16 protein-coding genes, 1 tRNA gene and 1 pseudogene are annotated in these 15,261 nt (G+C 69.3%); 10 read left to right on the top strand and 8 right to left on the bottom strand.

What is annotated here, in order from left to right; genetic code table 11:
- Positions 1-9 precede the first annotated feature (9 nt).
- Genes SK571_RS25640 through SK571_RS25630 form a run of 3 tightly spaced genes read right to left on the bottom strand, consistent with a single transcriptional unit; the run spans position 10 to position 1,484 of the window.
- On the bottom strand, positions 10-750 hold the full coding sequence (locus tag SK571_RS25640) for a GAF and ANTAR domain-containing protein (RefSeq protein ID WP_319986637.1): 741 nt from the start codon (positions 748-750) through the stop codon (positions 10-12).
- Between the two features lie 6 nt (positions 751-756).
- The gene (locus SK571_RS25635) at positions 757-1,179 is read right to left on the bottom strand and encodes an STAS domain-containing protein (RefSeq protein ID WP_319986636.1); all 423 of its coding nucleotides are present in this window, start codon (positions 1,177-1,179) and stop codon (positions 757-759) included.
- A 50-nt stretch (positions 1,180-1,229) separates the two neighbouring features.
- Positions 1,230-1,484: a hypothetical protein gene (locus tag SK571_RS25630; protein WP_319986635.1), complete on the bottom strand. Its 255-nt coding sequence runs from the start codon at positions 1,482-1,484 to the stop codon at positions 1,230-1,232.
- A gap of 994 nt (positions 1,485-2,478) precedes the next feature.
- On the opposite strand from SK571_RS25630, the gene SK571_RS25625 reads away from it, so the two are divergent.
- On the top strand, positions 2,479-2,757 hold the full coding sequence (locus SK571_RS25625) for a hypothetical protein (RefSeq protein ID WP_319986634.1): 279 nt from the start codon (positions 2,479-2,481) through the stop codon (positions 2,755-2,757).
- A 618-nt stretch (positions 2,758-3,375) separates the two neighbouring features.
- Here the strand turns inward: SK571_RS25625 and SK571_RS25620 are convergent.
- Positions 3,376-4,581 (bottom strand): peptidoglycan DD-metalloendopeptidase family protein, encoded by a 1,206-nt coding sequence (locus SK571_RS25620; RefSeq protein WP_319986633.1) that lies wholly within the window; start codon positions 4,579-4,581, stop codon positions 3,376-3,378.
- A 226-nt stretch (positions 4,582-4,807) separates the two neighbouring features.
- Between SK571_RS25620 and SK571_RS25615 the strand changes: the two genes are divergently transcribed.
- Positions 4,808-5,749, top strand: a complete 942-nt coding sequence (locus SK571_RS25615) for a hypothetical protein (protein ID WP_319986632.1) — start codon at positions 4,808-4,810, stop codon at positions 5,747-5,749.
- Between the two features lie 3 nt (positions 5,750-5,752).
- Here the strand turns inward: SK571_RS25615 and SK571_RS25610 are convergent, their stop codons facing one another.
- Positions 5,753-6,331: a TIGR03086 family metal-binding protein gene (locus SK571_RS25610; protein ID WP_319986631.1), complete on the bottom strand. Its 579-nt coding sequence runs from the start codon at positions 6,329-6,331 to the stop codon at positions 5,753-5,755.
- Positions 6,332-6,386: 55 nt separating this feature from the next.
- Here SK571_RS25610 and SK571_RS25605 point away from each other — a divergent pair, with 55 nt between their 5' ends.
- Both SK571_RS25605 and SK571_RS25600 read left to right on the top strand, forming a co-directional pair.
- Positions 6,387-6,824, top strand: a complete 438-nt coding sequence (locus SK571_RS25605; protein WP_319986630.1) for a MarR family winged helix-turn-helix transcriptional regulator — start codon at positions 6,387-6,389, stop codon at positions 6,822-6,824.
- A 10-nt stretch (positions 6,825-6,834) separates the two neighbouring features.
- Entirely contained in the window at positions 6,835-8,025 is a 1,191-nt protein-coding gene (locus SK571_RS25600; RefSeq protein ID WP_319986629.1) for an amidohydrolase, read from the top strand.
- Here SK571_RS25600 and SK571_RS25595 read toward each other — a convergent pair.
- Complete coding sequence (locus tag SK571_RS25595) at positions 8,022-8,648, bottom strand: TetR/AcrR family transcriptional regulator (protein WP_319986628.1); 627 nt, start codon at positions 8,646-8,648, stop codon at positions 8,022-8,024. The two genes, SK571_RS25600 and SK571_RS25595, sit on opposite strands and share 4 nt — an antisense overlap.
- Before the next feature lie 99 nt (positions 8,649-8,747).
- On the opposite strand from SK571_RS25595, the gene SK571_RS25590 reads away from it, so the two are divergent.
- A complete protein-coding gene (locus tag SK571_RS25590) occupies positions 8,748-10,310 on the top strand; it encodes a flavin-containing monooxygenase (RefSeq protein ID WP_319986627.1) in 1,563 nt (520 codons plus the stop codon).
- Here SK571_RS25590 and SK571_RS25585 read toward each other — a convergent pair.
- A complete protein-coding gene (locus SK571_RS25585; RefSeq protein ID WP_319986626.1) occupies positions 10,225-10,578 on the bottom strand; it encodes a VOC family protein in 354 nt (117 codons plus the stop codon). The two genes, SK571_RS25590 and SK571_RS25585, sit on opposite strands and share 86 nt — an antisense overlap.
- Positions 10,579-10,687: 109 nt before the next feature.
- Here SK571_RS25585 and SK571_RS25580 point away from each other — a divergent pair, with 109 nt between their 5' ends.
- From SK571_RS25580 to SK571_RS25560, 5 genes are all read left to right on the top strand, one after another.
- On the top strand, positions 10,688-11,560 hold the full coding sequence (locus tag SK571_RS25580) for a helix-turn-helix transcriptional regulator (protein ID WP_319986625.1): 873 nt from the start codon (positions 10,688-10,690) through the stop codon (positions 11,558-11,560).
- Between the two features lie 25 nt (positions 11,561-11,585).
- Positions 11,586-12,197 carry a lysoplasmalogenase gene (locus SK571_RS25575; protein ID WP_319986624.1) on the top strand — a complete coding sequence of 204 codons (612 nt, stop codon included), beginning with the start codon at positions 11,586-11,588 and terminating at the stop codon, positions 12,195-12,197.
- A gap of 77 nt (positions 12,198-12,274) precedes the next feature.
- Positions 12,275-12,348: transfer RNA gene (locus SK571_RS25570), tRNA-Lys, on the top strand.
- Positions 12,349-12,590: 242 nt separating this feature from the next.
- Entirely contained in the window at positions 12,591-13,769 is a 1,179-nt protein-coding gene (locus tag SK571_RS25565) for an AI-2E family transporter (protein ID WP_319986623.1), read from the top strand.
- Complete coding sequence (locus SK571_RS25560; protein ID WP_319986622.1) at positions 13,766-14,812, top strand: fatty acid desaturase family protein; 1,047 nt, start codon at positions 13,766-13,768, stop codon at positions 14,810-14,812. The genes SK571_RS25565 and SK571_RS25560 overlap by 4 nt, the downstream gene beginning before the upstream one ends.
- Here the strand turns inward: SK571_RS25560 and SK571_RS25555 are convergent.
- A pseudogene (locus tag SK571_RS25555) lies at positions 14,809-15,261 on the bottom strand (GAF domain-containing protein); the annotation flags it as partial. The gene SK571_RS25560 and the pseudogene SK571_RS25555 overlap by 4 nt on opposite strands.

The raw sequence follows: 15,261 nt of genomic DNA, 5'->3' as shown, positions 1-15,261 counted from the left end.
CGTCAGTGCTCATTGCCGTTCCTGCTGCATCGTTGTGCCGGATTCGCTGTCATCGAAGGACATGCGACGGTTGACGACATCGGCGGCGACGGCCGACACCGTCCTTCCCGCAGCGTACGCGTGTGCGCGGAGCCGCAGGAGTGCCTCGGCGAGGCTGACACCGAGCTGGACCGAGATCATCCCGGTCGCCTGGTGGACCTCGGCCTGGCCGTCGATCGGCCCGCCGAGCGCCGAATGCGTGCCGTCACGCCCGTCGTGCTCCTGCAGGTGCAGCACCATGACCGTGGCCGCGTCGGCGAACGCCTGTGCGTCAGCGACTTCGAGGGAGCCGAGTTGTCCCGGGGTGTCGCGGTAGAGATCCAGGACTCCGACGCGGATGGCGCCTACTCGCAGTGGGAACGCGAAGACGGCGCGCACGCCGGCGTCGAGCACGGCGGCACCGTACTGCGGCCAGCGGGCCGACCCGGCCGTCTCGACATCGGGCTGGAGCACCGGGCGGCCACTGCGCGACGCCTCGACGCAGGGCCCCTCGCCGAGGGCGAACTGCAGTTCCTCGCCGTGGCGGGCCTGCTCGTCGGTTGCCGCGAGGACGACGCCGCTGGGCCCGTCGGCGGTCATCAGCGCCACGGCGACGCCGCTGACCGGCAACGCCGACAAGCACTCCGCGACCAGCCTGGCGGGCAGCGTCATCCGCCCGTCCCGGCTGTCGGCGATCACTGACAAGATCTCGGCGACCCTGGAATCGCGCATGGTGCCCTACCCGTCCGGACCGCAACCCAGCCGAAGCAAGGCGTGGGCGATGTCGGGACAGATGTCGAACACGCCGTCCAGCCCGGTGACCTTCAACGGCAACAACACCGGGCGGGTGCACCCGACCAGGCACAGCGCGATTCCCGCCGCCATCGCTGCTTCCCTGACGGTGACCAGGACGGTGAGACCGGCCGCGCCGAGAAAACTCACGTCGGTGAGGTCGATGACCAGCGGCGGGTCCGTTGGCCGCACGTGCTCGAGAAGACGGATCTTCAGCAGCGGGCTGGTGCACGAGTCCACCTCGCCCCGCACGGCCAGCACGACCGCGCCGGACACGACCGGACGCGCTGTGACAGTCAACAGCTCCACATCGAAGTTCGCAAGCAGCGGGACGACGGCTACGCGTGAGGGCTGGAGTACGGCGGTCATGGGGCTTTCTCCTTGATCGGGGCGCCGTAGCGCGCTTCGCATCGACGTGGTCACAAGACTGTCCTATTAGGATCAGAAAGGAGGTTCCCCACCGCATGTCCGTTGCCCGCGAACGGGTAGCCGTCCCCAGCCGAGGGCGGCGACTTGATTGTGAGTGCGCGAACCCGGTCGATCATCAGGTCGGCTTCGGCAGCGGTGAACAGGCCCAGCCGGACGCCGCGCAGGATGACTGAGACTGTGTTCTGACGGGGCTCCGCGATCCCGGTTACAGGTGCGGTCGCGGGACTCTGGTCGAGTTGTGCCATGAGAACAGCTCCTCGGTCGACTGATGCCATACCGGGGTCCAGGGCACTTTCCTGAGACCCTACTCGCCCTGCCGGAAGATGTTCCACACTTCCGGGAACTTTCGGCACCACCCGTGACGCGACAACGATCCACAAAGGACAGCACAGAATCCCGGTGACGGCACGCTCGCCAAGAGCGCGGCCCGCTCCAGTATGCGGTGCCGACAGGCGCCGCTCAGAACACCGTCACATGACCTGACAACGCAGACGCCCGACAGGACGGCACGGAACGCCGGCTGGGATCGTTCGCGAGAACATGTCCACGACCTCCTTGGCGCGCCGACGACTCGACACGTGCGTCGCCAAGGTCCGGGGCGATGCCCAACCCACGATCCGACCCCTTGCGGGCTCGGCGGAATCTCGTGATCTGGCAGGGCCTCCTCAGCGTAGACCTCCGCGGGGCCACCGGACAGGACCGATACGAGACCGCATCCGCAAGTTAACGCAGACGGAGTCGTTCGGGGCGTGAACGGTTCCGGTGGCGATCGGCCCATCCGGGTCATTGCCGACAGGTCGCATCAGGTGAGGTGCCTGAGCTGGTTCACCAGTGCCGGCGAGATGGCGGAGGAACCTCAACAGGGCCGCCGGCTGCCACACTTGTCGAATGACACTGGGATACGTCCTTGCTGTGATGCCCGACCTGGAAACGGTTCCGGACCGGCATCTGCAGGTTTTTCGGCGCTCACGTGAGATCCGCCGCCGGCGCGTCGTCGGGGGCGCCGCGGCGGAGGTGCTTCTGGCACTGGGCGCTGCCCCAGTGGATTTCCTTCGGAGAGGCGAAAGAGCCGTTCGCGGCCGTTGCCGGCGGATCGGGGCCCTGTCCCCGCACACAGGCACAGCCGGGACGAGCAGGAGACGAGCTCCTCGCGCCTCGGGGCGCCACGACCGCGACCCTGTGCACGTACGAACGCGACCAACCGATGGGAAGTGAGCGGGAGTTCGTGGCGCGGGGACCGTGCGGGAGGACGTCGACTCGATCGTTGACGCGCTCAACGCGCTACCCGCACCGAAACCAGGAGGCAGTTGCTTTCTGCCGGGGTGGGCCCGGTATCTCCTGGTGCTGGACTACCCGGATCGGGCCGCCACCGTGGTCGTCGAGGTGCACAAGGCCTGTGACGACGTGTGGAACGGGAAAGTGGTCCGCAGCGGTGACGCCGAAGATCCTCTCAACGCGTTCGCCGAGGTCTTCCGCAAGCAGGGCGGGGAGATCGCGCCGCCTCCGTGGAAGTGGTGATGTCGCGATGCGACTTTCCTGTGCACCGTGACAGCTGCGGAGGTCGCCAGCCCTTCTCGTCGCGATGACCACCGCAGCCGCCCACGACACATCCGACAGGCTCCCTGATTGCGAGCCCGGGACGGGCCCGAGAAGCATGATCTGCGACGACACAGGCTGACACCGGCCAGCAGCTGATGCTTCTGGATCCTGCACCTGACGTGTGGAAACGGCACTCGCCGACATCAGGCGACACCTCCGTCAGGGGCCACCCGAGGACTCTTAATCAGCGGGTCCGGGGTTCGAGTCCCTGGCGGCGTACTCCAGAGAAGCAGGTCGAGATTCATCTCGACCTGCTTCTCTGCTTTTCTGCGCTTGTTCTCTGCTCCTCTCCGCTGTTGTGGATCCCGGCACGACCGGATCGGGTGACTCCTGCCGGACAACTGGTCGGCGACGGCGGTGCGCGAGCCGGCCGTGGCCGGAGTCGAAGCAATCGGTGTGGTGTGCGACATCACCGACGAGGCATCCGTCGAGCAACTGTTCCAGCGCGCGGAGTCCGAGGGGGCATACTGCGGAAAAGGAGGTCGAGATGGATCTCGACCTCCTTTTCCGCACTTGTCGTCATTCTCCGTTTTCGGCTCAGCAGTCCGCGGCTACCGGTTCGTTCGAGCCGGTGTCGACGAAACCGTCGCTGATCCACTTGCCGTCCTCGAGCCGGTTCCACAGGTTCGTGCTGCCCCAGACGCCTTCGACGGTCTCGCCGCGGCTGGTGCACGCGATGGCCACCACCGCGCCGTCCGCGACCGTGCCCTCGACCGAGTAGCTCAGGCCGGGGCCGGACCGCAGGTTCACCGTGCTGTTCGGGCCCGCGTCGACCGTGCCGGTGGGCAGCGTCGTGCCGCCACCGCCGTAGTTCGTGACCCTGCCGCCGACGGAGACGCGCGTGCTGCCGCGTTGCGCATAGCCGCCGTAGGCCTGCGAGCCCTCGTAGAACGTCCAGCCGCCGATCGTCATCCCGTTGACGCTCACGTGGGTGTTGCCGCGCAGCAACGAGAAGTGCACGTGCGCCCCGCTGCTCGAACCGCCGCACGGCAGTTCGTTGCCGATGTTGCCGAGGTACGTGCCGGTGCGCACGGCGCTGCCGTCGGCGAGCGTCGTCAGGTTGTACATGTGGTAGTAGGTGGTGCTGTAACCGTTGTCGTGCACGACTTTCACCAGTGCGCTGCGGCCGACGATGCAACTCTTGTAGACGCGGCCGTTGCCCGCGGACAGGACCCGGCCGTCACCGCCGTTGAAGTCGATGGAACTGAACGGCCGGCTGCTGCCGCTGTTGCCGTGCGGGCCGCCGCCCATCCACCACGCCACGTTCACCGGCCACGGCAGACCGAGACCGGTGGGCGCGAGTGCTTGTGCGCGGTTGTTCTGGTTGGCCGCGAACGTCCGCTTCTCGCCGTCGCTGAGCACGCCGGACGGCGCCTGTGCGGCGAGAGCGGCGAACCCGGCGGTGCCGTCGAGCTCGACCCGCCACGCGGAGCGTTCCTTGCGGGCCAGGAACAACGCCATGTGCGGTGCCCCGTGCTCCTGGCCGTGGGCGAGCGGGATGGTGGTGCTGCCGAACACCCACGCACCGGAGGTGCGGGTCGGCTCGAACAGCGGTTCACGCAAGGTCTGCGTGTCCCACTGCCGCTTCAGCGCGTCGCCGTGCTGCTGGAGCATGGTGGCGCGGACGGTCGTGGCGAGGTCGGTCTCGGCGGCCGTCGCGGACGGCGCGACCGCCAGGGCGGCACCGGTCGCGAATGCGGAGAGGAGCGCGGCGAATCGGCGCGCGGACAACGGACGGGACATGTGCCCTCCAGGGGGAAATCGGCACAGTGCAGGGATTCGGCGGCTCTTGCAGGGGCCGCCGCGCCGATGACATACCGGTGGTCCGACGCGGTCAAGGTCGTCTCTGGCAGATGTCCACAACTGTGGAAGGCGCCTTCAATACTGTGGAGGGATACCCACCTTCGTCGGTCATATCGGGCGTGAGCGGCCTTCTAAACTGTTTCTTCCACAGTGGAGGGGGTGCGCGGTGGCCGTTCCGCCCGACGTCGGCCACGAGGTCGAAGTGCTGCTGCACTCAGGTCCGTTCCACGCCGCGTTGCGCGCCGCCATCGAGCGCAGTGGTCTCACGCTGGAACGCCTGCGCGACCGCCTGGACCGCCGGGGCATCCACGTCAGCCTGTCCACGCTGAGCTACTGGCGACTGGGCCGCAGCCGTCCTGAACGCGCCGACTCGCTGCGCGCGGTCCAGGCCATCGAGACCATCCTCGGCCTGCCGCGGCACTCGCTGGAAGCCCTGCTGGGACCGCCGCGCCCGCGTGGCAGGTGGGTGACCGAGCAGCGACAGCCCCGGCGCTACGGACGGATGCTGGAGCCCGCGCAGTCGCTGGCGGAGACCGTGGAGGCGCTGGTCGGTCCGTCCGACAGCGACCCGCGCCTGTGGTCGCAGGACGACGCGGCCGCAGTGGACCGGCACGGCGCGCTCCGCTCGATCCACACCAGACAGGTGCTGCGCGCGGTCGCCGGTCACCCCGACCGCTACCTGGCCGTGTACTGCGCGGACGACGGCACGCCACCGGAGGCGTTGGACGCGGAGGCCGTGCGCAACTGCCGCCTGGGACGCGTGCGAAGGCACCCCCGAGCGCCGGTGATCGCCGCGGAACTGCTGTTCGACCACACCTTGCGCGCAGGCCAGACCCACCTGCTGGAGTACCGCTTCACCATCGCGGAGACAGGCGCGGTGGCCCACGACCACCGGCGTGCGTTCCGCTATCCCGTGGGCGCGTACGTGATGAGCGTGCAGTTCACCGAGCCCCGCCTCCCGGTCCGCTGCTACGCCCTCGCACAACCTGGCGTGGACGCGGCGCTGGTGCGCGGGGAGGAACTCGCGCTCGCGCCGGGCCGGGTGCTGCACCTGACGGCGAAGGACGTCCAGCCTGGCGTGCTCGGCATCGGCTGGGACTGGTCCTAGGACTCAAGCCCTGTCCGGCGACCGTCCCAGCGCAGCCAGGATCCGGCGCAGCGGGTCCGAGCCGTCCTCGTCCACCGCGGGCTTGAACGGCGCGCCGGGCCGCAGCCTGGTGTCGCCGTCCGGGACCGCCTGCGCGATCCGCAGCGCGGGTCCGGCGACCTCGGGAGCGAGGCGGTAGCCGAGCCCGAGCGAGCGCGCGACGTCCCAGCCGTGCACCACGTAGTCGATCAGGTGGAAGCTCACCGCCTGCACCGCCGGGAAGCTCGCCCCGAACTCCGGCAGTGCGAACTCCCGTTGCGGCACTTCGGGTTCCGCGAACGCGGCCAGGACGTCCTCCGCCGCCTCGGCGTAGTCGGCCGGGCCGGCAGGCCTGACCACCCACGCCGCGAGATCGCCGCCGGTGCCACGGGCCGCGGCCGCGAAGCCGTGGTGCTGGGCGGTCATGTGAGCGAGCAGATCGGCGAGTGTCCACTCGGCGCAGGGCGTGCGTCTGCCCAGGTCGTCGGCCGACACCTGGGACACGATCTCCACGCTGGTCCGCACCACGCCGCGGTGCAGGACCAGCAGGTCATTTATATGCATGTGCTTACGATATGCACATGCACATCATTGCCGCAAGGTCGCTATCATCCTGTCCGTGGACGGCCGGCGACGTGACCTCGCGGCGATGATCGCGCCGCTGCAGCGAGCGCTGGTCGCCGCCGAGCAGCCGGTGCTGCGCGCGCACAGCCTGAGCATGTGGGGCTACGTCGTGCTCGACGCGCTCGAAGGCCAGCCGGTGCGCACCCAGGCCGCGCTCGCGGAGTTCATCGGCGCGGACAAGAGCCGGATCATCGGCGTGCTGGACGAACTGGAGGCCGACGGCCTGCTGGAACGCACGCGCGACCCGGCGGACCGGCGCGCACGGCTCGTCTCGATCACCGAGGAGGGCCGTCGCCGGCACGGCGCGGTCCAGGCCGAGATCCAGCGGGGCGAGGAATGCCTGCTCGCCCGGCTGGCGCCTGCCGACCGCGAGGCGCTGCTGCGCTCACTGGCCGTGCTCGTCGACGAGTTGCCGAAGCTCGGCCAGGACTGAGGGAGACACAGTGCCCGACCTGCACGCGCTCTACCGCGATCTGCACGAGCACCCCGAACTGTCGCTGCAGGAGTTCCGCACGGCCGGGGTGCTCGCGGATGCGTTGCGGCAGTTGGGGTACGAGGTCACCACCGAGGTCGGCGGCACGGGCGTGGTGGGCGTGCTGCGCAACGGCGACGGCCCGGTCGTGATGCTCCGGGCGGACATCGACGCGTTGCCCGTGCAGGAGACGACGGGATTGCCCTACGCCTCAACGATCCGTGCGACCAGCTCGGACGGTGAGGACGTGCCGGTGGCCCACGCGTGCGGGCACGACATGCACGCCACGTGCCTGATCGGTGCGGCCGAACGTTTGTCGCAGACCCGCGAGGAGTGGTCGGGGACGTTGCTCGTGGTGTTCCAGCCGGCCGAGGAACTGGGCCGTGGCGCGCGGAACATGGTCGAGGACGGCCTGTTCGACCGGTTCGGCAAGCCTGAGGTCGTGCTGGCGCAACACGTCAGCCCGTTGCCCGCCGGAATGATCGCGTACGGCAGCGGTCCGCTGATGGCGGCCTCCGACTCGGTGCGCGTCACGCTGTTCGGGCGCGGAGGCCACGGTTCGGCGCCGGAGACCGCGATCGATCCGGTGCTGATGGCCGCGCATACCGTCGTGCGGCTGCAGGGCATCGTCGCCCGCGAGGTTGCGCCGTCCGAACGTGCCGTCGTCACGGTCGGACGGTTGCAGGCGGGCACCAAGGAGAACGTCATCCCGGAGACGGCCGAGATCGGCGTCAACATCCGGACGTTCAACGAGCACATCCGCGGCATCGTCCGGGCGGCCGTCGAACGGATCGTGCGCGCCGAGTCCGCCGCGTCCGGGGCGCCGCGCGAACCCGAGTTCGACTGGTACGACGGCACTCCGGTGCTCGTGTCCGATCCGGACGCGACCACGAGGACGATGGCCGCGTTCGCCGAACACTTCAGCAAGAGCAACCTGATCCCCGGCGCGGTCGTCAACGCCAGCGAGGACGTCGGCGTGTTCGGCACGGCCGCGGGCGTGCCGACCGTGTTCTGGTTCCTCGGCGGCACCGACTTCAGCACCCGCGAACCCGGTCGGCCCGTGGCGATGAACCACTCCCCCGAGTACGCGCCGGACATCGAGCCGACGCTGACCACCGGGGTCGACGCGCTGGTCGTCGCCGCCCGGACGTGGCTCGGTTAGCGTGCGGCGATCCCGTCGTACATGACGCGCCGCAGCGCTTCACTCTGCGCGGCCTGGGCTTCCGGCGTGCGCAGTGAGGAGATCGCGGTACCGAGGATCATGCCGTTGATGGCCCTGGCGGTGTTGCCGACGTCGAGATCCGCTCGCAGGTAGCCCAGTTCGACGCCGTGCGAGAGGTAGGCGGACGTCAGCGCGGCGGCCAGGTCGAACAGGTCGAGGATCCGTTCGGCCATGGCCCGGTCGATGCCGGGGGCCTCGAACAGCAGCAGCCGCGGCACGCGCGGGTCCTCGCCGAAGATCCGGCCGAGCGCCTCGCCGATGCGCGCGGACTGCTCGCGGTACTCGGCCAGCGTCGACACCGCGTCCGGGGCGTTCTCCGCCGTGAGTGCCCCGGTGATGCGGCCGACCAGGTCGTCGACGACGTGGTCGACGATGTCCCGCTTGTTCTGGAAGTAGCGGTAGAACGTGCCGTGCCCGATGCCGAGCCGCGCGGCCACGTCGGCGATCCCGGTGGCGTGGTAGCCGCGTTCGGCGAAGCAGTCGAAGGCCGCGTCGATGATCTCGCGGCGCAGCTCCTGCTTCTTGCGCTCCGCGCGGCTGACGGGTTCGGCACTGGACGTCATGGCTCAAGTCTATGACCTGCGAACTCTTGCGATCACCCGCAAAACTGACATACGGTTCCAAAACTGACATGCGGTTCCGCTCAGCGCAGGAGGTCGGGAATGGCCCCGCAGTACGACGCGATCGTGGTCGGTGCCGGATTCGGCGGCATGGGCGCGGCGATCGAGCTCAAGCGGCTCGGGCTGCACGACCTGCTGATCCTGGAACGGGAGGACGACCTCGGCGGCACCTGGCACGTGAACCGCTATCCGGGGCTCGCCGTCGACATCCCGTCCTCGACGTACTCGTACTCGTTCGAACCGAATCCGCACTGGTCACGGCTGTTCGCGCCGGGTGAGGAGCTCAAGCGGTACGCCGAGCACGTGGCGGTGAAGTACGGGCTGCGGCCGTTGATGCGCTTCGGCGTGACGGTGACCGGCGCTCGCTGGCGGGACGGCCACTGGGAGGTCGTCGCCGGCGAAAAGACCTTCACCGCGCGGTACCTCGTGACCGCCACCGGGTTCCTGTCGATGCCGAAGATGCCGGACATCGAGGGCATCGAGTCGTTCCAGGGCAAGGTGATCCACACCGCCGCGTGGGAGCCCTGCGACCTGGCCGGCAAGAGGGTGGCGATCATCGGCACGGGTGCCACCGCGGTGCAGCTCATTCCCGAACTGGCCCGGCAGGCCTCCGCGCTGACCGTGTACCAGCGCACGCCGATCTGGGTCAGCCCGAAGCCTGACTACCCGATTCCGCCTGCGGTCAGGACGTTGTTCGCGCGGCTGCCGTTCGCGCAGCGGGCCGTGCGGTGGCTGGGCAGTTCGGTCCTCGAACTCATGATGATCTCGGGGGTGGTGCGCTACAAGCAGTTGCGGGTGGTGAACCGGCTGGCCGAGCGGTGGTGCCGCCTGCACCTGCACCGGCAGGTCCGCGATCCGGAACTGCGGCGCAGGCTCACCCCGGACTACTCGTTCGGCTGCAAGCGGCCCACGTTCTCCAACGACTACTTCCGCACGTTCACCCGGCCGCACGTGCGACTCGAGACGGCGTCGATCGAGCGGGTCGACGCGTCCGGAGTCGTCACGGCGGAGGGCAAGGCGGAGATCGACGTCCTCGTGCTGGCAACGGGGTTCGACCTGTGGGACACCAACTTCCCGGCGTTCGAGGTGATCGGCCGCGAGGGCAGGGACCTCGGCGCGTGGTGGCGGCAGAACCGGTTCCAGGCCTACGAGGGCGTGACGGTGCCGGGGTTCCCGAACTACCTGTCGCTCAACAGCCCGTACTCCTACAGCGGGTTGTCGTACTTCACGACCATCGAGTGCCAGATGACGCACGTGCGGCGGCTGTTCACGGCGATGCGCTCCCGTGGTTCGTCGGTCTTCGAGGTCACGCAACGGGCCAACGACGAGTTCCTCCACCGGATGCGCACGAAGGTCACGCGCAACTCGGTGTTCTCGCTCGGCCACTGCGCCACCGCGCACAGCTACTACTTCAACCAGCACGGCGAAGCCACGTTGCTGCGGCCGACCTCGACGGTGAGCGCGCACCGTGCCGCGAACAGCTTTCCGTTGTCGGACTACGACTTCTCGTCGATCGGCGTCACTCGGACAGGCAGAGCAGATGCCCCTGCGGGTCGGCAAGGACAGTCCACTGCCCCTCGCCCGGCTGGAAATCCGGCTTGGTAGCGCCGAGTTCCAGCAGCTGCTTGACCGCGAGCGCGACGTCCTCGACGTGGAAGTCCAGGTGCGCCTGCTTGTCCGAACCGGGCCACGCGGGCGGCTGGAAGTCCGGCACGCGGACGAACGCGAGCTGGACGCCGTCCTCGCCCAGGTAGACGGAGTCGTCGTCGCTGGAGGTGACCTTCCAGCCCGTGACCGCGCGGTAGAACTCGGCCAGCAGGCCGGGGTCGGCACAGTCGAGGACGACCGTGGTGAGCTGCGCGAGTGCAGGCATGTTCCGCTCCTTCTGGGTTGGTGTGCACCAGCCTGCGCCGCGACCGCGTCCTGGGTCTTGAACATCCTTGCGCCAAGAAATTGTCAGACCTCGTCTCTAGCCTGAGGGAGTGCTGTCCTTCACCGTTCTCGCGGCCCGTCCGGAGTTCACCGTGTCCTCGGTGGACTGCCGCGACGACCACCGCGGCTGGTCGGCCGAGCAGCCGCACGCGGACGTGCGACTCGTGCTCGTGCGCAGTGGCGGGTTCCGCCGCCGCGTCCGGAGCGGGTGCACCGACCTCGACCGCACGGTCGGCTATCTGGGCTTACCCGGCGAGGAAGAGCAGTTCTCCCATCCCGCCGGCGGCGACGTGTGCACGTCGATCAGCCTGCGGCCCGCCCTGTGGCGCGCGCTGGCGGGCGACGCACCGCGGTTCACCGGGTCGTCGCTGTACGTGGACGGCCGGCTCGACCTCGCCCACCGGCGGCTTCTCGCGGCCGCGCGCGGCGACGGGGCCGAGGAGCTGGTGGGCCTCGTGGCGCAGGCCGTCCAGCAGGTCGTCACCACACCGGCTCCGGACGGTGGCGGCGACGAGGCGCTGGTGGCGAGGGCTCGTGGCGTGATCGCCGACGACCATCCGGCTGCCTCGGGGCTGATTCCGCTCGCCGGTCTCCTGGGCGTCTCGCCGTACCGGTTGAGCCGTGCCTTCACCCGCGTGCTGGGGGTGTCGCTGACCCGCTACCGCAACGGTGTCCGCGTCTCCCGCGCGCTGGACCGCCTGGAGCAGGGCGAACCCGGCCTCGCCGTGCTCGCCGCCGACCTCGGGTTCGCCGACCAGGCACACCTGTGCCGCACGGTGCGCGAACACCTCGGGCACACGCCGACCGCACTGCGCAGACTGCTCGGGACAAACCGAGCTCATCAGCGTGAAGAACGCCTCACCGCCGACGTCGTTCGTGATCGACGACACGGCGGCGACCGTGAGACGGAGCTCTTAGTCTGAGCGCCTCAATGGCGAGAGGTGCTCGATGAAGAAGCAGGCGTACGCGGTTGCCGCGATCGCGGACTCGATCGCGGCTGCCGTGCGCGGCGCCAAGTCCGTGCGCCCCGTGACGAAGACCGCACTGATGCCCGTCCTGGCCGCGGCCAGCCCACCCCGCGACGCCGGCATGGCGGTAGGTCTCGCCGGCTCGTGGCTCGGCGACGTGGCGCTGCTCGGCGACTCGGACCGGGCGTTCCGCACCGGACTCTTCAGCTTCCTGGTGGCCCACGTCGGCTACACCGCGGCCCTGGCCCGCCGGTCCTCACCGGGTTCCCGGAAGGCGGTCGTGCCCATCGTCGCGGCATCGGCCGCGGGAGCCGCAGTGTTCGCCCGCGCGGCAGGCCCGCTCGGCAAGCCTGTCGGCCTCTACGCCCTGACGCTCGGCACGATGGTCGCCGCCGCGTCGACGGCCCGCGGCCCCGGCGCGCGACGGGTTCTCGGCGGCGCGGCCCTGTTCGCGGTGTCGGACGCACTGCTCGGCGCGAGCCGGTTCGTCCTCGGGGAACGCGCCGCGCGAGTGGCTTCAGCGGGGGTCATGCCGACCTACGCGGCGGCCCAGTGGCTCCTCCACACGGGGTTCGACAAGTCGAACAGGTGACCCGCGTGAAAACCGGTTGGAACCCCTGTGCTAACGTTCTTGACGTCGGAACGAGCAAGACTCCGGCACACAAACAAGCGCCGCTAGCTCAGTTGGTTAGAGCAGCTGACTCTTAATCAGCGGGTCCGGGGTTCGAGTCCCTGGCGGCGTACTCCAGAGAAGCAGGTCGAGAATCATCTCGGCCTGCTTCTCTGCTTTTCCGCCCGATCTTGCCGCGCTACCGGCGGAGCGCTCCACCCAGATCTCAGGTGGGACCTCGACCTCGCCACAGTCCACCTGGGTTTGTGGCCCGGATGGTGGGGAATCCCGTTGGAGAGGCGTGCAGGCACGCCATCGCACCGATGACCCCAGACCCCGGCGTCGGAGATCGACTCCGGAGGTACAGCCGTCGTGATGACCGACCGCGGGGACCCGTCTCCCACGCGGAACCCGATCCCCTCCGCACTGCGTGTGAGTGCGGCGCTGGGCTGGCGGTTTCTCGTCGTGGTGGCCTCGCTCTACGTCGTCGGCGTCATCTTCGGCAGGCTGGCGTCACTCGTCGTGCCGCTCGCGATCGCACTGCTGCTGGCCGCCTTGCTCGCGCCGGCCGTGGGTTTCCTCATGGCGAAACGGTTTCCCCGAGGGCTCGCTACGCTCGTGGTGCTCGTCGGCGGGCTGGCGGTGCTGGGCGGGTTGCTCACGTTCGTCGTGATGACCTTCGTCAACGGTGTGCCGGACCTGGCGGATCAGCTGGCCCGCAGCATCGACGCGGTGTCCGGCTGGCTCGTCAACGGACCGTTGCAGCTCAGCGAGGGTCAGCTGCGCGAGTTCGCCGACCGGATCGTGAAAACGTTGCAGGACAACCAGTCCGGCATCACGTCGAGTGCTCTCACGACGGCCGCGACGGTCGGCGAGACCCTCGTCGAGATGCTGCTGGTGCTGTTCGCGCTCGCGTTCTTCCTCTACGACGGTCCGCGGATCTGGCAGTTCCTCATCCGCATCGTTCCCGACGGACCGCGCAGGCGGGTGGACGTCGCCGGTAGGCGCAGTCTCGCCGCGCTGGTCAGCTACGTCCGCGCGACCGGGGCGGTCGCCGTGGTGGACGCGCTCGGCATCGGCATCGGGCTGGCCGTGCTGAAGGTGCCTCTGGCGGTTCCGTTGGCAGCACTGGTGTTCATCAGTGCGTTCGTGCCGATCTTCGGCGCGGTGGTGGCGGGCGGCGTGGCCGTTCTCATCGCGCTCGTCGCGAACGGCCCGGTGACCGCCGCGATCGCCCTGATCATCGTCGTCGCCGTGAACCAGCTGGAAAGCCATGTCCTGCAACCGTTCCTGCTGGGACGGGCGGTCAAGCTGCACCCTCTCGCGGTGGTGCTGGCCATCGCGTCGGGACTGCTCGTCGCGGGCATCGCGGGTGCCCTGCTCGCGGTACCGCTGCTGGCGGTGCTCAACTCCGCGATCCGCTCGCTGCTGAGCGAGGCGGACGAACACGTGGCACCCGCCGACGTCCGCACCAGTGAACCTGAGGAGTCCGGACCTGACGAACCTGGCCTGGACACCGAAGCCGACAATCCGAAACCCGGAGTGGGAACATGACCTCGACCCAAGACGCCTTGACGACCACAGCCGAACGTCCTCGGGGCAGCGACTTCGCCCGCCTGACCAAAGAGCTCAAGACAGCCGGCCTGCTGGACCGCCGCCGCGGCTACTACGCGCTGCGCATGGCGATCAACGGCGTGCTGCTCGGTGCGATCGCCGTGACGTTCGTCCTGCTGGGCGACTCCTGGTGGCAGGTGCTCCTCGCGGTGGCCCTGGCCGTGGCGTCGACGCAGCTCGCGTTCATCGGGCACGACGCGGGACATCGGCAGATCTTCCGCAGCCACCGCAACAACGACCTGGTCGGGCACCTGCACGGCAGCCTCACCGGCATCAGCTACCAGTGGTGGGTGGCCAAGCACAACCGGCACCACGCCAACCCCAACCACGAGGGCCAGGACCCGGACATCGAGATCCACGCCCTCGCCTTCAGCCGCGCGCAGGCACACGGCAAACGCGGCGTGTACGGCTGGATCACCAAGCACCAGGCGTTCCTCTTCTTCCCCCTGCTGCTCGCCGAGGCCGCCGTGCTGCGGATCTCCGGCCTGGTCGCCCTGTTCCGCAGGGAACTGCGCAACCCGTGGCGTGAGGCCGCGCTCCAGATCGTGCCGCTGGCCGCCTATCTGGTGGCGGTGTTCCTGGTGCTCTCACCGCTGAAGGCCGTCGTGTTCATCGCCGTGCACCAGGGTCTGATGGGCGTCTACCTGGGCTGTTCGTTCGCGCCGAACCACAAGGGAATGCCGATCATCGCCGAGGGACAGCGCCTCGACCACCTCCACAAGCAGGTGCTGACCTCGCGCAACGTCACCGGCGGCCGCTGGGTCGACGCCCTGCTCGGCGGGTTGAACCACCAGATCGAGCACCACCTCTACCCGCACATGCCCCGCCCCAACCTGCGCCACGCACAGCCCGTCGTCGAGAACTTCTGCGCCCGGCAAGGCATCCCGTACAGCAAGACCACCATGGTCCGCTCCTACTCCCAGGTGCTGCGCCATCTGCACGACGCGGGAGCACCTCTGCGCGGCACGGCGCGGAGCGACTAGCTCGCGTCCACCGGTCGCAGCGCGGCTGAGTCCAGGTCTCCACCGGTGAGCCTGCGGGCGACGTCGCGGACCGGTTTCTGATTCCTCGTGGCGTAACCGAATACGAGGCGGCGGGCCTCGTCCGTGCTGGTGTCGAGGGTGCCGGCGACCATGCCGATGGCGTGCGCGAGCATCACGCGGTCGTTGAGCGTGGTCAGGGTCTGCTCGGCGAGCCGGTGGGTGCGCGTGGGATCGTCGTCCTGCGACAGGCCCAGTACCGTCAGGTCGGCGAGCACCTGCCCGAGCCGTTGCTGCCAGGCCTCCCACGGGGTGACCGCCGCGTAGAACACGTTGAGACCGCCGACCGCGTCTCCGGCCAGGCGCATCGGCACGGCGTGCACCGCGCGGAACCCGGCGCCGAGTGCGGCCTGGGTGAACGCGGGCCAGCGATCAGGACCGTCTTCCAGGTC

The organism is Lentzea kristufekii, from assembly GCF_033949925.1.
Classification (GTDB): domain Bacteria; phylum Actinomycetota; class Actinomycetes; order Mycobacteriales; family Pseudonocardiaceae; genus Lentzea; species Lentzea kristufekii.
The sequence above is the reverse complement of the archived record's forward strand: the minus strand, read 5'-3'. Positions and strand labels throughout refer to the sequence as shown.